Origin of the sequence: Campylobacter sp. RM15925, assembly GCF_012978775.1 — a bacterium.
GTDB lineage: Bacteria > Campylobacterota > Campylobacteria > Campylobacterales > Campylobacteraceae > Campylobacter_A > Campylobacter_A canis.
Genome location: NZ_LIWP01000001.1, coordinates 80309 through 95861 on the forward strand (window position 1 = coordinate 80309; position 15553 = coordinate 95861).

The 15553-nt window shown below is 38.7% G+C and carries 16 protein-coding genes; 6 read left to right on the top strand and 10 right to left on the bottom strand.

Annotated elements, in window-relative coordinates; translation table 11 throughout:
• Positions 1-44: 44 nt before the first annotated feature.
• Positions 45-362 (bottom strand): type II secretion system protein, encoded by a 318-nt coding sequence (locus tag CDOM15925_RS00430; protein WP_169939986.1) that lies wholly within the window; start codon positions 360-362, stop codon positions 45-47.
• 21 nt (positions 363-383) lie between these two features.
• Positions 384-1484 (bottom strand): peptide chain release factor 2, encoded by a 1101-nt coding sequence (gene prfB / locus CDOM15925_RS00435; RefSeq protein ID WP_169940318.1) that lies wholly within the window; start codon positions 1482-1484, stop codon positions 384-386.
• A gap of 118 nt (positions 1485-1602) precedes the next feature.
• On the opposite strand from prfB, the gene panC reads away from it, so the two are divergent.
• Genes panC through tilS form a run of 3 tightly spaced genes read left to right on the top strand, consistent with a single transcriptional unit; the run spans position 1603 to position 4748 of the window.
• Positions 1603-2424, top strand: coding sequence for a pantoate--beta-alanine ligase (gene panC, locus CDOM15925_RS00440; protein WP_169939988.1), 822 nt, complete (start codon positions 1603-1605; stop codon positions 2422-2424).
• Position 2425: 1 nt separating this feature from the next.
• Entirely contained in the window at positions 2426-3757 is a 1332-nt protein-coding gene (gene rimO / locus CDOM15925_RS00445; protein ID WP_169939990.1) for a 30S ribosomal protein S12 methylthiotransferase RimO, read from the top strand.
• The gene (tilS, locus tag CDOM15925_RS00450; RefSeq protein ID WP_169939992.1) at positions 3750-4748 is read left to right on the top strand and encodes a tRNA lysidine(34) synthetase TilS; all 999 of its coding nucleotides are present in this window, start codon (positions 3750-3752) and stop codon (positions 4746-4748) included. The genes rimO and tilS overlap by 8 nt, the downstream gene beginning before the upstream one ends.
• A gap of 10 nt (positions 4749-4758) precedes the next feature.
• Here tilS and CDOM15925_RS00455 read toward each other — a convergent pair whose 3' ends face one another.
• Genes CDOM15925_RS00455 through CDOM15925_RS00485 form a run of 7 tightly spaced genes read right to left on the bottom strand, consistent with a single transcriptional unit; the run spans position 4759 to position 9482 of the window.
• On the bottom strand, positions 4759-5286 hold the full coding sequence (locus CDOM15925_RS00455; protein ID WP_169939994.1) for a hypothetical protein: 528 nt from the start codon (positions 5284-5286) through the stop codon (positions 4759-4761).
• On the bottom strand, positions 5279-5803 hold the full coding sequence (locus CDOM15925_RS00460) for a PilN family protein (protein ID WP_169940320.1): 525 nt from the start codon (positions 5801-5803) through the stop codon (positions 5279-5281). Before CDOM15925_RS00460 ends, CDOM15925_RS00455 begins: the two co-directional genes overlap by 8 nt.
• Entirely contained in the window at positions 5803-6813 is a 1011-nt protein-coding gene (locus CDOM15925_RS00465; protein WP_169939996.1) for a DUF8341 domain-containing protein, read from the bottom strand. Before CDOM15925_RS00465 ends, CDOM15925_RS00460 begins: the two co-directional genes overlap by 1 nt.
• A 55-nt stretch (positions 6814-6868) precedes the next feature.
• Positions 6869-7321 carry a hypothetical protein gene (locus tag CDOM15925_RS00470; RefSeq protein WP_169939998.1) on the bottom strand — a complete coding sequence of 151 codons (453 nt, stop codon included), beginning with the start codon at positions 7319-7321 and terminating at the stop codon, positions 6869-6871.
• Positions 7314-7949: a lysophospholipid acyltransferase family protein gene (locus CDOM15925_RS00475; protein ID WP_169940000.1), complete on the bottom strand. Its 636-nt coding sequence runs from the start codon at positions 7947-7949 to the stop codon at positions 7314-7316. Before CDOM15925_RS00475 ends, CDOM15925_RS00470 begins: the two co-directional genes overlap by 8 nt.
• Entirely contained in the window at positions 7930-9243 is a 1314-nt protein-coding gene (gene miaB / locus CDOM15925_RS00480; RefSeq protein ID WP_283956660.1) for a tRNA (N6-isopentenyl adenosine(37)-C2)-methylthiotransferase MiaB, read from the bottom strand. Before miaB ends, CDOM15925_RS00475 begins: the two co-directional genes overlap by 20 nt.
• Positions 9240-9482: an HP0268 family nuclease gene (locus tag CDOM15925_RS00485; RefSeq protein WP_169940004.1), complete on the bottom strand. Its 243-nt coding sequence runs from the start codon at positions 9480-9482 to the stop codon at positions 9240-9242. Before CDOM15925_RS00485 ends, miaB begins: the two co-directional genes overlap by 4 nt.
• Before the next feature lie 145 nt (positions 9483-9627).
• Between CDOM15925_RS00485 and nusA the strand changes: the two genes are divergently transcribed.
• Both nusA and CDOM15925_RS00495 read left to right on the top strand, forming a co-directional pair.
• Positions 9628-10734: a transcription termination factor NusA gene (gene nusA, locus CDOM15925_RS00490; protein ID WP_169940006.1), complete on the top strand. Its 1107-nt coding sequence runs from the start codon at positions 9628-9630 to the stop codon at positions 10732-10734.
• Positions 10735-11036: 302 nt separating this feature from the next.
• Positions 11037-12860: a DNA polymerase III subunit gamma/tau gene (locus CDOM15925_RS00495; RefSeq protein WP_502707268.1), complete on the top strand. Its 1824-nt coding sequence runs from the start codon at positions 11037-11039 to the stop codon at positions 12858-12860.
• 43 nt (positions 12861-12903) lie between these two features.
• Here the strand turns inward: CDOM15925_RS00495 and rho are convergent, their stop codons facing one another.
• On the bottom strand, positions 12904-14247 hold the full coding sequence (gene rho, locus CDOM15925_RS00500) for a transcription termination factor Rho (protein WP_169940008.1): 1344 nt from the start codon (positions 14245-14247) through the stop codon (positions 12904-12906).
• A gap of 173 nt (positions 14248-14420) precedes the next feature.
• Between rho and CDOM15925_RS00505 the strand changes: the two genes are divergently transcribed.
• Positions 14421-15530 (top strand): cation diffusion facilitator family transporter, encoded by a 1110-nt coding sequence (locus CDOM15925_RS00505; RefSeq protein WP_169940010.1) that lies wholly within the window; start codon positions 14421-14423, stop codon positions 15528-15530.
• The last annotated feature ends 23 nt before the right edge of the window (positions 15531-15553 follow it).

Sequence of the window (15553 nt, forward strand, 5' to 3'; positions counted from 1 at the left end):
TATTAAAATTTCATATTTTATGCAAATTAAATTCGCAGTTAGATTCACTCGACTCTTCCTAATATATAATGCGTTGTATCATTTACTTTTTTAAGGGAGAATTTGTGCTTGTTTGCCCATTTTTGGATTATCTCTTCGACTTCTTGCTTTATTTCTTCCGAAGTTGCGACATTTTTAATCTTAAAATAATCCTCACTTCCGCTTAAAGCGACAAAGCAACGATGCGGTTTTAAATGATCATTTAGCGTGATTATCTGCTCAGCGCTTACTCCGCTTGAGTTGTTTAGAACTCTTTTTAGTTGATTTAGCGTAGTATCGTTTACGCCGTAGTTTAGTTGGTTAAGAAGTGCTTCTAACTCCATTTTTGTCCTTTCTTAAATTTATTACATTATACTTTTTTGACTTATTAAGACGCCTTCAATTATCTTTTTTATATCTCCGTCGAGTATCGCGTCGGTCTGAGAGTAGGTTAAATTTGAGCGGTTGTCCTTTACTTGCTGATACGGGAAAAGCACGTAAGAGCGTATCTGATGACCCCAGCCGATCTCGCTTTTTTCGACACTTGCGCTCGCTTCTTGCTGCTTCATAAGCTCAAGCTCATAAAGGCGAGATTTCAGCATTTTCATAGCCGTTGCTTTGTTTTTATGCTGACTTCTATCGTTTTGACACTGCACGACTATACCTGTTGGATAGTGCGTGATCCTAATCGCACTTTCGGTTTTATTTACGTGCTGACCGCCGGCACCGCTTGCTCTATAAGTGTCTATTTTAATATCTTTTTCATCGATTTGTATCTCTATGTCATCATCAATCTCAGGGCTTACCATTACGCTTGTAAAACTCGTGTGTCTGCGTCCTGCACTATCAAACGGGCTGGTTCGCACAAGTCGGTGAATACCGTTTTCCGCCTTTAAATAGCCGTAGGCGTTTTCGCCTTTTACTATGAAGCTTACGTCTTTAAGACCTGCCTCATCGCCCTCTTGAAAATCAAGCGTTTCTACTTTAAAGCCCTCTCTTTCGCAAAAGCGCAGATACATACGATATAGCATGCTTGCCCAGTCGTTACTCTCAGTGCCTCCTGCGCCCGGATGAATAGTAACGATAGCGTTTTTGTTATCGTCTTCGCCGCTAAGTAGCATTGAAATTTCTAAATTTACTATCTTTTCTTCAAGTGCGTCTGCGTCTTCGTAGAGTGAATTTAGTGTCTCTTCGTCATTTTCTAAATTTGCAAGATCATAAAGGTCTCTTGTATCAGTAAGTGCGTTTTTAGCCTCTTTAAATTTTGCGAGTATATTTGTTATTTTAGTCTTTTCTTTGCCTATTTGTCCTGCGCGCGTGATATCTTGCCAAAAGCTTGGATCGTTTTCAAGTTCGCTTATGGCTTCAAGGCGTTTTTCTATCTCGTTTGGTTTGATTATAAGGGCGATATTGTTGGTTTTGGTTTCAAGTTTTTTAAGAAGTTCGGTGTATTCGTAGTTGTCCAAATTTATCTCCAAATTTATGTTTTTTGCGTGATTATAACATATTTGATTAAAGCTTAATTTTTAAAAGATAAAATTTTGATATAATTGGCGAATTTTAAGATTAAGGTAGAAATATAAGATGCAAATATTTAGAACCGTTAATGAATTAAGAGAATTTATAAATTTGGTAAATCCTGAAATCGGTTTTGTGCCTACCATGGGGGCGCTGCACGACGGGCATATAAGCCTTATTAAAAGATGCATAAGCGAAAATGAAATTTCTATCGTTTCTACGTTTGTAAATCCGACTCAGTTTTTACCGGGCGAGGATTTGGATGCGTATCCCAGAAACGAGGCTAGAGATATTGAAATTTGCAAGCAGTGCGGAGTTGATGTGATGTTTATTCCTACGGCAAATCAACTTTATTTTAAGCACGAACCTCTTATCAGCGCACCTGAAAATTTAGCTTCTATTTTAGAAGGCGCTACAAGACCCGGGCACTTTGACGGAGTTTTAAGAGTGCTAAATAAGCTATTTAATATAACTTGCGCAAAGCGGGCTTATTTTGGCAAAAAGGATGCTCAGCAGCTTGCGATCGTGCAAAACATGGTCGCTACCAATTTTATGAATTTAGAGATAGTTCCTTGCGAAATCGTAAGAGACAATAAAGGACTTGCGCTTTCTTCGCGCAATGCTTATTTGAACGAAGATGAAAAAGAAGCCGCCCTTAAACTTTCATCATCTCTTATGCACGCTTCGAATTTGATTAAAATGAAGCATTTTGGAGCTAAAGAGATAAAAGAGCAGATGCTTGAAATTCTAAGACCTCTTAAGGTGGATTATGTAGCGATCGTTGATAGAAGCTTTCATGAAATTCCAAGAGTTGAGCTAAAAAATAGCATAATTTTAATCGCGGCTTATGTAGGCAAAACTCGTTTAATCGATAATTTATGGGTATAAAATGCAAAATTTAAATACAAAAAATCAAAAACAGCTTCACCTTATCTCGCTTGGCTGTAATAAAAATTTAGTAGATAGCGAAATAATGCTAGGCAGACTTAAAAGCTATGCTATAACCGATGATATCGGACATGCGGATGTTATCATAGTCAATACTTGCGGATTTATCGATTCTGCCAAAGAAGAGAGTATAAACGCCATACTTAGGATGCATGAAGCGCGCAAAAAGGACTCTTTGCTTGTTGTTACGGGCTGTTTGATGCAAAGATACCGCGAGGAGCTTATGAAAGAGCTTCCTGAGGTTGATCTTTTTACGGGAGTTGGGGACTATGACAAGATCGATGAGATCATACTTAAAAAGCAAAATTTATTTAGCCCCTCTACTTACTTACAAGCTAACGAAGAGCGCGTTATAACAGGCTCAAACTACCACGCTTACATCAAAATTTCAGAAGGCTGTAATCAAAAATGCAGCTTTTGCGCTATACCTACCTTTAAAGGTAAGCTAAAGTCGCGCGCTCTTGAAAATATCGTAGATGAGGTAAAAAAGCTAGTCGCAAAGGGGTATTATGATTTTAGCTTTTTAAGTCAAGATTCAAGCTCTTATATGAGAGATCACGCCGTTAGCGACGGGCTTATTAAGCTTATAGACGAGATTGAGAAGATAAAAGGCGTAAGATCGGCTAGAATTTTATATCTTTATCCAAGTACCACTTCAGACGCGCTTATACGCCGTATTATCGCTTCGCCGGTATTTCATAACTACTTTGACATGCCTATCCAACACATCAGCGACAAGATGCTAAAAGTGATGAGAAGAGGAAGCGGCGCAAAGCGTATAAAAGAGCTTTTAACCATGATGAGGCAAGCTGAAGATTCGTTTTTAAGAACGGGCGTTATAGTAGGACATCCGGGTGAAAGCGAGGCTGACTTTAAAGAGCTTTGCGAATTTTTAAGCGAATTTAAATTCGATAGAATTTCAGCTTTTGCCTATTCTTGCGAAGAGGATACTTTGGCTTATGAGATGGAGCAAATCCCTGCAAAAACAATACAAACTCGCCTTTCAAAGATAGAAAAGATTATAAATAGCGCAATAAAAGAGAGTTTTGCAAATGAGCAAGGAAAGCGAATTTTAGTTTCAATAGACGGCATAAGTAGCGAGGGAGAGATGTTTTATGGAGCCAAAAAGCTCATTTGGGATAAAGACATAGACGGTGAAATTCTTATAAACGAAAGCGACATACAAGAGCTTGAAACGGGCGGTCTTTATGAGTGCGAAGTAAGCGAAGTCGTGGATAAAACTCTACTTGCCCGTGTCATAAAGCATGCCTGATATCATCCTTGCCGAGCTTGAAACTCTAAAAAGCGGTAAGAATTTACTTGCTTTTTCGCACGGAGTTGATAGCACGGCTCTTTTTTACCTGCTTGAGGATGCGGGGGTTAAATTTGATATCGCGATTGTTGATTATAACTTAAGAGCTCAAAGTAAACAAGAGATAGCAAGCGCTAAGGAGTTGGCTGTAAAATTCGCAAAGCAAATTTTTGAGCTTAGCGTTAAGCTTGAGGGCGCAAATTTTGAGTGCAGGGCAAGAGAGGCTAGATATGAGTTTTTTGAGAGAATTTGTAAGGAATTTGGATATACGAATTTGATTTTAGCTCATCAGCTTGATGATAAATTAGAGTGGTTTTTAATGCAACTTAGTAAGGGAGCAGGATTAAACGAGCTTCTTGGCATGAGTTCGTTTGAAAAAAGAGCGAATTTTAATCTTATCAGACCGCTTTTAGCCGTAAGCAAAAAACAGCTTTTAGAGTTCTTACAAGAGCGCAAGCTTAGGTATTTTGTCGATGAGACAAATTTGCAAAGCGACTTTACTCGGAATAAATTTAGAGCTAAATTTAGCGAGCCATTTTTGCATAATTTTGCCGGCGGAGTAGCAAAAAGCTTTGAGCTTTTACAAAAAGATAAAGAAATTTTAGAGCCTGAAATTTTATATGTTTTTGAGAATTTTTATCTGGTTAAAAACGATATAAACGTAATTCGAGGGATTGATAGGGCGTGTAAAATTTTAGGCGTAGTGATGAGTGAAGCTCAAAGAAAAGAGTGTGCCAGATGTATAAATTCCGGAGCTGATTTAGTTGTAAGCGGCAAAATATCAGTAGGGTACACACAAAATTTTATCTTTATATCGCCATTTATAAAAGCCGTTATGGATAAGAAATTTAAAGAGGCTTGCAGAGTGCTAAGAGTGCCTAAAGCAGTCAGACCTTATCTTTTTGGTAGAGATTTTGACCTAAATAAATTAAAAGATGTTTTAGCCTACTGAAAGTTTAAATTTAGCGTTGTCCGTAAACTTTGATGTTAAAAGTCGTGTGTATTTTATCTTCTTGTCCGCGCATATTTATAGGGAAATCTACTTTTATTATATTGTCGTATTTAGCAAGCGCGTCTATAAAATCATAAAATTTACTCGGAGTTTGAAGCAAAGTCGTAACTTCTAGCTCGTATCTTAAAAACTTCTCATTGGTGTCTTTTGGCGGAACTTCGGCAAGTCTTACTTCGCTGAAAAATTTACTTGCAAAAGCGCTGAAATTTGCCTTGTCGAATTTGGTTTCAAAAGCCTTAAATACAAGTCTTTGTTTCTCTTTCATATCATTTAAATTTGCGTTTTTAGTGTTATAAATTTGATTGATTTTGGTTACGCTTGCAGCTTGAGAGCGATTTTGTAAATTTATCTCGCGATACTCTTTGATGTTTGGCACGATAAAGGCAAAGATCATCACTAGACAAACTACCACAAATACCAGCATATAGATTAAAAGCTTTGCTATATCGATCTCTTCTAGGCTTGTATCTTTACTCATTGTAACCTTCCGAGTTGTCGATTTTGTTTGTGCTGATGAAATTTAGCCAGCCGTTTTTAAGCTGATAAAATGTCGTGTTTGATGTGCTAAAAATCGATTTGAGCGGTGCCAGTAAAAGCATGTTGTAAGTATCTTTGTTTGGTGTAACGCCTTTTATGATAAGCGAGTTTTTGTCCATTACAACTTCATTAAGAGTAATACTGTCAGGAACCAGGTCAAAAAGGTTGTTTAGGCTTTGTTTTAGTATGGTATTTGAGGCAAAAATTTCATTTGCCAAGTCGCGTTGCTCTTGCAGTTTTGCTGTAACTGCATCATTTTGAGCGATCTCGCTTGAAATTTGCTCGTAAGTTTGCTTAGCTGAAAGGATACTTTGTTCAAGCATATGGTTTTTAAAAACAAGAAATAAATTTAGCGATACCAAAAGCAAAAACACAATACCGATAAGAGAGATCCAAATTTTACTAAACAGGCTAAAAACAGGCTTTTTAAGAGGTTTAATCAGGCTATAGCTATACATCATATTCCCGCCTCGTCTATCATAAGTTCGGTCATTAGTTTAAGCGTATTTATCGGATATATTGAAGTTTCAACGAGCAACTCCGTTTCCAGGAAGTGTAGAAACGTTGCGCTTGTTTTGGCGTTGTCAAATATGATAATTTGCTCGATAAAATCGCTCTCATAAAGCGGATTTGAATAAAATTCCCTTAGAGCCGAAGTTATATATTGATACATACTCATATCTCTGCCAAATATAGACACGGATGCCGTTACGTCGCTTGAATTTGGCATGTTGATATCATAATCCAAATCGGCAAAATCTTCCTCGTTTCCTTGTGTTTTAACAAGGTCATCAAGGCTATCAAGACTGTCTAAACTCTCAAAACTACTATCAACCTCGGCTATAAAATCATCGATATCATCGATACTTTCTTTATCAAATTCTCCGGCCTCTTCACCGATAGAAGCTACCGTATCGGTTGTCTTGGCAAAAGCTCCGAATTTAAGCTCCGAGTGAGAAGCTATGCAAAGCGCAAAAGAGTCTTTGTGATTGTAGATATAAAGGGTGTTTTTTTCGCTTAAGCCCTTTTGAATGATCATCTTATGAAGCAAAGCTATCGGCGAAAAGATAAGATCGACTCCGATATTTTTAAATTTAGCTTTAGCCTCGGCAATATCGATAAGATCAGCATATACGTACCAGTTTTTATCTACTTTTGTATAGCCAATACTCTTAAGATCTATACCAAATTTCTTAAAATCATCATCGCTTCTACAAGGAAGAGCACCTTGTCTTAAAGAGTCAAAAAATAGCGCCAAATAAAGCCATTTGTACTCTTTTTGCTGTCTTTTTAGGTAGCTGATTATCTTATCGTTTATGTTGTTTTCATCGTCGTTATCAAATTTGGCTTCAACGGTCTTTATCACTTTGCCGCCTCTCATAACTTTGCCGTAAAATAGACACTGTTTAGCCTCTATAACTACGCTAAGATATAAGATACTAAAAAAACGGCGAATAGAAAACGACATAATTCTCCTAAAATTTATAGTGCTTTATCTTACCTAAAATTGGCATTAATTGCAATTAAAACAGCTCTTCTTTAAGCTTTACAAATTTATCTCGCATATCTTTTGCTTCATCTTGGATATCTTTTGGCGTTAGGGTTGAAGGCTTTAACCTATCATATCCGTCTATTACGATCTCGCACATTATGCGGATACGGTTGGTGTCTGCTTTGCCAATCTCTTTAGCCTTGCTCATGTTTAAAATTTGCTCTAAATAACTATTTGCTTCCTCTATGTATTTTGTGTATTTGAGTGCGATTTCGCTTTGCTTCATCACCGTATTTGCCATCTTGTTATAGATATCTTTTTCGTAAGCTTTGTGTGCTAACTCATAAGCTTTTTGATAATTGCCGATTTGGTAATAAAATTTAGATTGCAAAGCGTCCTGATACGAGCCGTTTGTGGCAAAAAACGCCCAAGAAGCGACTATGATCGCAGTTGCTAAAACTACTATGAAAAATTTACTATTCATCGCTAGCACCCATCTTTTTTTTTATCAAATTTTTAGCGTCTTCAAGGCTTAAATTAGCAACGCTAAAAGACTCTGAGAGGGTAAAATTTATAGTTGAAAACGGCTTTGGCAGGATCATCTTATCCCAGCTTTTAAACTGCCAAAATTTACTCGCCTCGTAGTTTAGAATTTGGATATTTACGTTTTGCTTTTGAGCTATTATCACGGCTCCGTCCGCTACGCTATGGCGTGGGCCTCTTGGTCCGTCGGGAGTGATTATCACGTCGTTGCCAGCTTTTATCTCTTTAAAGGCGTTTATAAGAGCTTTTGCGCCGCCTTTTGAGCTGCTTCCTCTGATAGTTCCTATGCCAAAAAATTTAATCACTCTTGCTATTATCTCGCCATCTTTATGATCGCTGATAATTACTTTGCCGTGCCTTTTAAATTTACTCCACCAGTGCAAGTAGGCAAAGCTCATCATGGCTATGCGCCCATGCCAAAAGAGCACGACGCATGGAGAATTTTGTAAATTTGTCTTGGAGTAGGTCTTTTTGCAGGTTAAAAATATGAGCCAAATAAGAAAATATATGGCGTAAGTGGTGAAATTTATAAAGAGCGCTCTTTTAAATTTAGCCCACCAACTCGCCATAAAGAACCATTCTTTTTGGATTTGTGATTTTTACTTTTAGTGTTTTGCCAAGCAGCTCTTCGCTGCCATCCACTTGAACTAAGAAATTATTAAAGCTTCTTCCGGCAACTGCGCTGTTTGCTCTTAGTTCCTCAAAATAAACCTCTAAAATTTTATCTTTTTGAGAGGCTGTTATCTCGTCTAAAATTTCATTGTGTCTGCTTTGAAGCCTTGTTAAACGAGCCGAAGCGATATCATCAGGAATTTGATTTGTAAATTCCGCCGCCTTTGTAAGAGGGCGAGGGGAGTACTTAAAGCTAAAAATTTGCTCAAATCTAACACGCTCAAGCACATCCATCGTATCTTCAAATTCAGCGTCAGTTTCACCGGGGAAAGCCACGATGATATCGGTGCTTATGCTTACATCAGGACACATCGAGCGAAGTTTAAGTGCGCGGTCTAAAAACCACTCTTTAGTATATCCTCGCTTCATCTCGCGAAGAACTTTTGTATTGCCACTTTGAAGCGGCATGTGCATGGATTTGCAAATTTTGGGATTATTTACAAAAACTTCTAAAAATTTATCATCCATATGAAGCGGATGAGGGCTGGTAAAGCGAATTCTCTCAACTCCGTTTACCTCGCTAATCTTAACCAGCAGATCGCTAAAATCCATCTTCTCATGCGAGGCTGAAAAGCGCTTTCCGTAGTTATTTACGTTTTGTCCTAGTAAAAATATCTCTTTAGCGCCGCCGTCTGCTGCTTTTTTAACTTCGTTTAAGATCAAATTTGCAGGTATTGAGATCTCGTCGCCTCTGGTATGCGGCACGATACAATAGGTGCATTTCTTATCACAGCCTATGGAGATGTTGATGTGTGATTTATATGGTGAGCTTCTAAATTCTCCAAAGGCGTATTCGCTCTCGTCGTGATTTATGTCCGTGCTTATAAATTTCGGAGTGTTTACGGCTTGTGAAATTTTACTTACGTTTCTTGCGCCCAAAACGAAATCCACATAAGGGGCGCGCTTAAAAATTTCGCTTCCAAGATGACTTGCCGTGCAACCGCACACTCCGATTTTAGCGCCGCTTTTTTTAACTTTTTCAAAGCTACCTACCTCGCTAAATAGCTTATGCACGGGCTTTTCGCGAACAGAGCAAGTGTTGATAAGGATAAGATCGGCATCCTCCATCTTATCTGTTAGCTCATAGTCCTCTTTTTGCTTAAGTTCTGCGATGATATGCTCGCTATCGCGCACATTCATAGCACAACCTAATGTCTGTATGAAGAGCTTTTTTTGCGTTGTGTTACTCAAAGAATATGAACCTCGTACATGTAGTCGTTCTCGTCAAGTCCGTATTTAACGGTTCTATGATATACGCTTAGCCCCTTTTCTTCAAAATGCTCTATTAAGGCGATTAGCTGCTTGTGGCTATTGTCTTTATCGAAATAAAAAATTTTCTGTCCATCTTTGGAAACTGCGGCTTCGATCTTATCGAGCGAAATTGTCTTTGGTTTCGCGTCAATCTCGTTTCTAGCTAGTTTTAGCTCCATCTTTTATCCTTAAAGTTCTGTTTCGTAATCTATTAATATATCAAAAATATCATAAAATGGCTATTAAACTTATTAAAAGTATATATTTTATATAATACGAATCTACGCAGATAAAATCCCGTGAAATTTATTATTTGGAGATATAGTGGAAAAGATAGCAGATATCATAGAGTCAATAGCAAACGAAAAAGGTTTAGAGATAGAGGATGTAAAAGAGCGCGTTATAAGAGCTCTTGTAAATACGGCTAAGCGTGTTTATGGTGAAAATTACGAATACGATGTCGTTATAGACAGCGCAAGTCGCTCGCTTCGTTTGTATCAAAAAATCACGATAGTGGCTAATGACGATGAGCGTTTGCAAGAGGATAACGAGCATTTTTTAAGCTTGGATGAGGCTAAAAAGATAGATAGCGGGGTTGAAGTAGGAGATGAGCTTACTTATGAGCTAAGCACCGATAATCTAGGCAGAACTGCCGCTCAAACGCTTCATAAAGAGCTTGAATACCACATACAGCGCCTCATGGAGGAAAAAATCTTTCAAAAATATCAAGATATGATAGGGCAAATGGTATTTGGAACCGTTACTCGCGTAGATAGCGAAGAAAATACATTCATAGAGATAGATGAAATTCGTGCTGTTATGCCACGTAAAAACCGCATAAAAGGTGAGAAATTTAGAGTCGGAAACGTCGTAAAAGCGGTTATTAAAAGCGTGTATATAGATAAATCTCAAGGCATTAGAGTTGAGCTTAGCAGGACATCTCCAAAATTTTTAGAAGCTCTTTTAAAAGCCGAAGTCCCAGAGATCAAAGATGGACTTGTATTGATCGCCGCAAGCGCTAGAATTCCTGGTGAAAGAGCTAAAGTCGCACTTATATCAACCACTCCAAACGTAGATCCCGTGGGCGCAACGGTCGGCACTAAAGGCGTGCGCATAAATGCCGTGACAAAAGAGCTAAACGGAGAAAACATAGATGCGATAGAGTTTTCAAGTGAGCCGACTATCCTTATAACTCGTGCAATGGCGCCTGCTATAATAAGTGCCGTTAAGATCGTTGATGAGAAAAAAGCAGTCGTAACTATCGCAAGCGAGCAAAAGAGTAAAGCCATAGGCAAAAGCGGTATAAACATACGTCTTGCAAGCATGCTGAGCGGATTTGAAATCGAGCTTGTCGAACTTGGCAGCGTGAAAGCAACCGAAGATAAAGAAGAGAGCATGAAAGATCTCAAGGCCCTGTTTGGGGATTTATAGGTTGAAATTTGATTTGGCAAGGCTAAAAACAGCTTTGCCGAAGAGTAAATTTGCTAGTTAAAATAGCGTAAATTTAAACTAATTATTTATTTTTCGTAGATCTGTGAAGCGGATGTTGGTAGTCGTTTCTCTCACAGCCGCTTAATAAAAATCCAGCTAAAAATATCATCGATACAAGCAATAATTTTTTCATTTATTTCCCTTGTTTTTTGAATTTTCGCGATTATATCCAAAAATTTCACTATATTAAAAATTTATGCAAAAACGGCTACAATCTAGAAATTTAAAAATAAGGAAAATTTGTGTTGCAAGCACTCGCACTTAGATATCGCCCCCGAAATTTCGACGAACTTATCGGACAAGAATCGGTAAGCAAAAGCCTAACTCACGCACTTAGCGAAAATCGCCTAACTCATGCGTATCTGTTTTCGGGTCTTCGCGGAAGCGGTAAGACTTCAAGCGCTAGAATTTTTTCAAAGGCTCTAGTGTGCGAGAACGGTCCCACTTCAAAGCCGTGTGAAAAGTGCGCTCATTGCATCATGGCCAATGAGTCTCGCCACATCGATATCATCGAGATGGACGCGGCAAGCCACAGAAAGATAGATGACATCAGAGAGCTTATCGAGCAGACGAAATACGCCCCTGCAGCGGCGCGATATAAAATTTTTATCATAGACGAGGTGCATATGCTCACTCGCGAAGCCTTTAATGCGCTTTTAAAGACGCTTGAAGAGCCTCCAAGCTATGTGAAATTTATCCTTGCTACAACCGATCCGCTTAAGCTTCCCGCTACCGTGCTTTCGCGCACTCAGCATTTTAGATTTAAGCAAATTTCAAAGCAAAACATCATCAAGCATCTTGAATTTATCCTGAGTAAAGAGGGTGTGGAGTATGAGAGCGAGGCTGTAGAAATTCTCGCTCGCAGCGGCTCGGGCTCACTTAGGGATACGCTTACTTTGCTTGATCAAGCTATTGTTTATTCGCATGCAAAGATCACTCAAACCGTGGTTGCCGATATGCTTGGGCTACTAGATCCTGCGCGTATTGAAGAGATTATGCAAGTTGTGATGAGCGGCGATAGAGCAGCGATGAGCAGGCTTGTAAGCGAGATTGAGAGCTATGACGGAGAGATGATAATTGATGAATTAATCGCAAATTTAAAAGAGAATTTTTTAAGCGGAAACAACAAATATTCACTGCTTTTATATGAGAGATTTTTTAGAATTTTATCCGAAGCCAAGAGCATGCTTAGCGTAAGTAGCGATAACGGTTTCGTGCTTAGCATAATGCTTTTTATGATGATGGAAGCGATAAATTTAAAGCCTATTGACGACATGATAGGAAATTTTGAGCTAAAAGAGCAGAGCTTAAATTTAAGCACTCTTGCAGCTAAGCAGGCTCAAAAGGCTCAAGTAAATACGCCTGCTAAAATGGTATCAAAAAGCCCGTATGAACTGTTTTTGGATAAAATTTACGATAGAGATTATTCTCTTGGAGAGTGCTTTAAGGAGTGCATTGAGTTTTTGGAGTTTAAAGATAACTGCTTGAGTCTTTCTTCAAATGCAAGTGGAGTCAACCAAGAAAAATTGCGCTCTAGTTCAAAAGTTATAATGGAAATTTTACGTGCGAATTTTGGAGCAGAGGCAAAGATTAAGATTGCCCCAAAAGAAATTCAGCCTAAAATAGACGATAAAAACGAAGCGAATTTATCCAAGAGCGATATGGCTAGAGCCAAGCAAGATATGGAGCAAATTTCAAGTCCGAATTTAGCCGAGCCAAGTCAAGAGTTTCAGTCAAATTTTAAGCCTTATCTTGGCGACAAAAGAGATAATACCGAGGATTTTACTACCGCTTATTCGCTAAAATTTCAAACCGATTCGGGCATTGTGGTTGATGATATGGCTTTGCTTGATATGGAGTTTGAAAAGATTGAAGAGCAAAGCAAGGATACAAGTAAGCCAAGCGAAATTCCCGAAGTAAAGGTCAAGATAGGCGAAACTGCTACTATAAAGCCTGAGGTGAGTGAGTCAAAATCGCCCGAAGAGTTGCAAAGTGCCAAAAACCAAGCCGTCTTAAAAGAGGCGCATAGGCTTTTTGGCGAACCTGAAATTTTAAATTTGGGCTAATAAAAAAAGAAAGCTAAAATTTGAGCTTTAAAAGGCTCAAATTTTAATCATTTAATATCGATAAAAGCTCTTTGTTGTCTTTTGTTTTAAGCATTTTTGCATACAGGAATTTAAGCGCTTCCACATCATCCATTGAAGCGATGGCCGAGCGTATAGCCCAAATTTTTTGAAGTTCGTCAGGCTTTTGAAGAAGCTCTTCTTTTCTTGTTCCTGATTTTAAGATATTGATAGCCGGATAAATTCTGCGGTCTGAGATGTTGCGATCAAGCACGATCTCGCTGTTTCCGGTGCCTTTAAATTCTTCAAATATAACTTCATCCATTCTTGAACCTGTATCAATAAGCGCGGTTGCTACTATCGTTAAGCTTCCGCCGTCCTCGATATTTCTAGCTGCTCCGAAAAATCTTTTCGGTTTGTGAAGCGCATTTGCGTCAACGCCGCCCGTTAGCACCTTGCCGCTTGGCGGAGTTACGGTGTTGTAAGCGCGTGCAAGACGAGTTATGCTGTCAAGCAAGATTATGACATCCTTGCCCATTTCAACTAAACGCTTTGCCTTTTCGATAACAAGCTCGGCAACTCGCACGTGATTAAGCGCGGGAAGATCAAAAGTCGAGCTAAACACTTCGCCTTTTACGCAGCGCTGCATATCGGTAACCTCTTCAGGGCGCTCATCAACCAAAAGCACCATGAGGTGCGCTTCGGGATGATTTCTTGCGATACCGTGAGCAAGCTCTTTCATAAGCTCGGTTTTACCGCTTCTTGGGGGTGCGACGATAAGTCCGCGCTGTCCCTTTCCGATAGGCGTAAAGAGATCAAGCACGCGACCCGTAAGCTTCATTGCATCATATTCAAGATGAAGCTTTTGGGTCGGAAATAGCGGAGTTAAGTTATCAAAAAGAGGTCTTTCCTTAGCTTCCGCTAGAGGCATGTAATTAACCGCTTCGATTTTAAGCAGGGCGTAATATTTTTCTTGATCTTTTGGCTCTCTAACTTGACCGGTTACGATGTCGCCTACGCGCAGGGCGAATTTGCGAATTTGAGAGTTTGAAACATAAGCGTCGTTAGAGCTGTCGCTTAAATTCGCATCGACCGAGCGTAAAAATCCGTAACCCTCGTTGGTAATCTCCAAAATCCCCGTAAATAATATAAAACCGCCTTGTTTGGTCTGTGTTTTTAGGATTTCAAATATCAAATCTTGTCTGCGAAATTCGCGAGGATTTTCCACGCCTACGGTGTTTGCTATCTGCACCAGATCTTCCAGGCTTAGCATGCGAAGTTCTTCTATCTTGTGTCCGTCTACAGGAATGTGAGTGCGAGTATTTTGATGTTTTTTCGTAGTTTTTGTGGTCTCTGAATTTGCTTGCGCAGATTGATTAGTGTTTTCCATTAGTCCTCTTTAAATTTACTGGATAAATTATAGTAGAAAATAAAGTTTCAAAAGAAGTTCTTTGAAGTTCGTATTTTATATAAAATTTGCTTTGTTGTCAAGTTTAACTCGTGCTCTAAAATAGTTAAAAAATATGATAAAATGGCGAAAATCTTAATAAAAAGAAGTTTAAAATGATGCAATTTAAAGACGGCGAACGTGAAAAAAAGATAATAAAAACCGCTTTTATAGGTATAGTTACGAATGTGATTTTAGCAAGCATTAAAATTTTTATAGCGCTTGCTTCAAATTCCGTAGCTATCATCTCTGATGCGGTAAATAACCTAAGTGACGCATTTTCAAGCTTGATAACGATTTTTGGATCAAAGCTTGCTCAAAAGTTGCCTGACGAGAGCCACCCGTACGGATACGGAAGGGTTGAGTATATCGGAGGGCTTATAGTCTCTATCATAGTTTTAATGCTTGGTTTTGAGTTTTTAAAAACCTCGATAGAAAACATCATAGAGCCTGTTACTACGACATTTACTCCGGCTCTCTTAATCATACTTTTCATCGCTATATTTGTAAAATTTGCCATAGCGTTTTACTATAAAAAGATGGGAAATTTAACCAAGTCCATAGCCTTAAAAGCAGTCGGACAGGAGGCTTTGGGAGACGCTATCATCTCTTGCGTGATACTTGTTAGCGCAGGACTTTCGTACTTTGCAAATATCCAAGTTGACGGCTATGCAGGAGCCTTGGCTTCGCTTTTTATCATTTATAACGGCGTGATTTTGATTAAAGAAACCTTTGATAGAATCATCGGCGGGCGAGTAGAAAAAGAAGTAAGCGATGAAATTTATAAGGCGGTTAAGGAGTGTGAGATAGTTCTTGATGCGTATGATCTTATCCTTCACAACTACGGCGTTGAGCGATATGTAGGCTCGATAAACGTAGAAGTTGACGAACATATGAAAATTTCAGAAATTTCTCAGCGCTTAAACGAGCTTCAGATAGAAATTTACCGCAGATATCGTATATATCTTGTGTTTGGAATTTATAGCGTAAATTTAGGACAAAACGACATCAAAGAGTGCGTAAAAAACCTATTAAGCGAATTTAAAAGCATACTGAATTTGCACGCATTTTTTATAAATACGGATAAAAAAACGGTTAGATTTGATGTCGTAGTTAGCTTTAAGGAGCGAAATTTAGACGAGCTTAGAGCCAAAATGGAAAGTGTCGTTTCGGCGCAGTTTCCCGGATATAAAATTTTTATCGTTATCGATAGGGAGTTTGCTTAGAATTTATCCTTGGCGCGCAAAGT

Excerpts from the sequence above, each read along its gene's own strand:
- rho (WP_169940008.1), bottom strand. The coding sequence starts at position 14,247 with ATGGAAAACACTAATCAATCTGCGCAAGCAAATTCAGAGACCACAAAA.
- panC (WP_169939988.1), top strand. The coding sequence starts at position 1,603 with ATGCAAATATTTAGAACCGTTAATGAATTAAGAGAATTTATAAATTTG.
- CDOM15925_RS00485 (WP_169940004.1), bottom strand. The coding sequence starts at position 9,482 with ATGGAGCTAAAACTAGCTAGAAACGAGATTGACGCGAAACCAAAGACA.
- tilS (WP_169939992.1), top strand. The coding sequence starts at position 3,750 with ATGCCTGATATCATCCTTGCCGAGCTTGAAACTCTAAAAAGCGGTAAG.
- CDOM15925_RS00460 (WP_169940320.1), bottom strand. The coding sequence starts at position 5,803 with ATGTATAGCTATAGCCTGATTAAACCTCTTAAAAAGCCTGTTTTTAGC.
- CDOM15925_RS00475 (WP_169940000.1), bottom strand. The coding sequence starts at position 7,949 with ATGGCGAGTTGGTGGGCTAAATTTAAAAGAGCGCTCTTTATAAATTTC.
- CDOM15925_RS00455 (WP_169939994.1), bottom strand. The coding sequence starts at position 5,286 with ATGAGTAAAGATACAAGCCTAGAAGAGATCGATATAGCAAAGCTTTTA.
- CDOM15925_RS00430 (WP_169939986.1), bottom strand. The coding sequence starts at position 362 with ATGGAGTTAGAAGCACTTCTTAACCAACTAAACTACGGCGTAAACGAT.
- CDOM15925_RS00505 (WP_169940010.1), top strand. The coding sequence starts at position 14,421 with ATGATGCAATTTAAAGACGGCGAACGTGAAAAAAAGATAATAAAAACC.
- CDOM15925_RS00465 (WP_169939996.1), bottom strand. The coding sequence starts at position 6,813 with ATGTCGTTTTCTATTCGCCGTTTTTTTAGTATCTTATATCTTAGCGTA.
- CDOM15925_RS00470 (WP_169939998.1), bottom strand. The coding sequence starts at position 7,321 with ATGAATAGTAAATTTTTCATAGTAGTTTTAGCAACTGCGATCATAGTC.
- rimO (WP_169939990.1), top strand. The coding sequence starts at position 2,426 with ATGCAAAATTTAAATACAAAAAATCAAAAACAGCTTCACCTTATCTCG.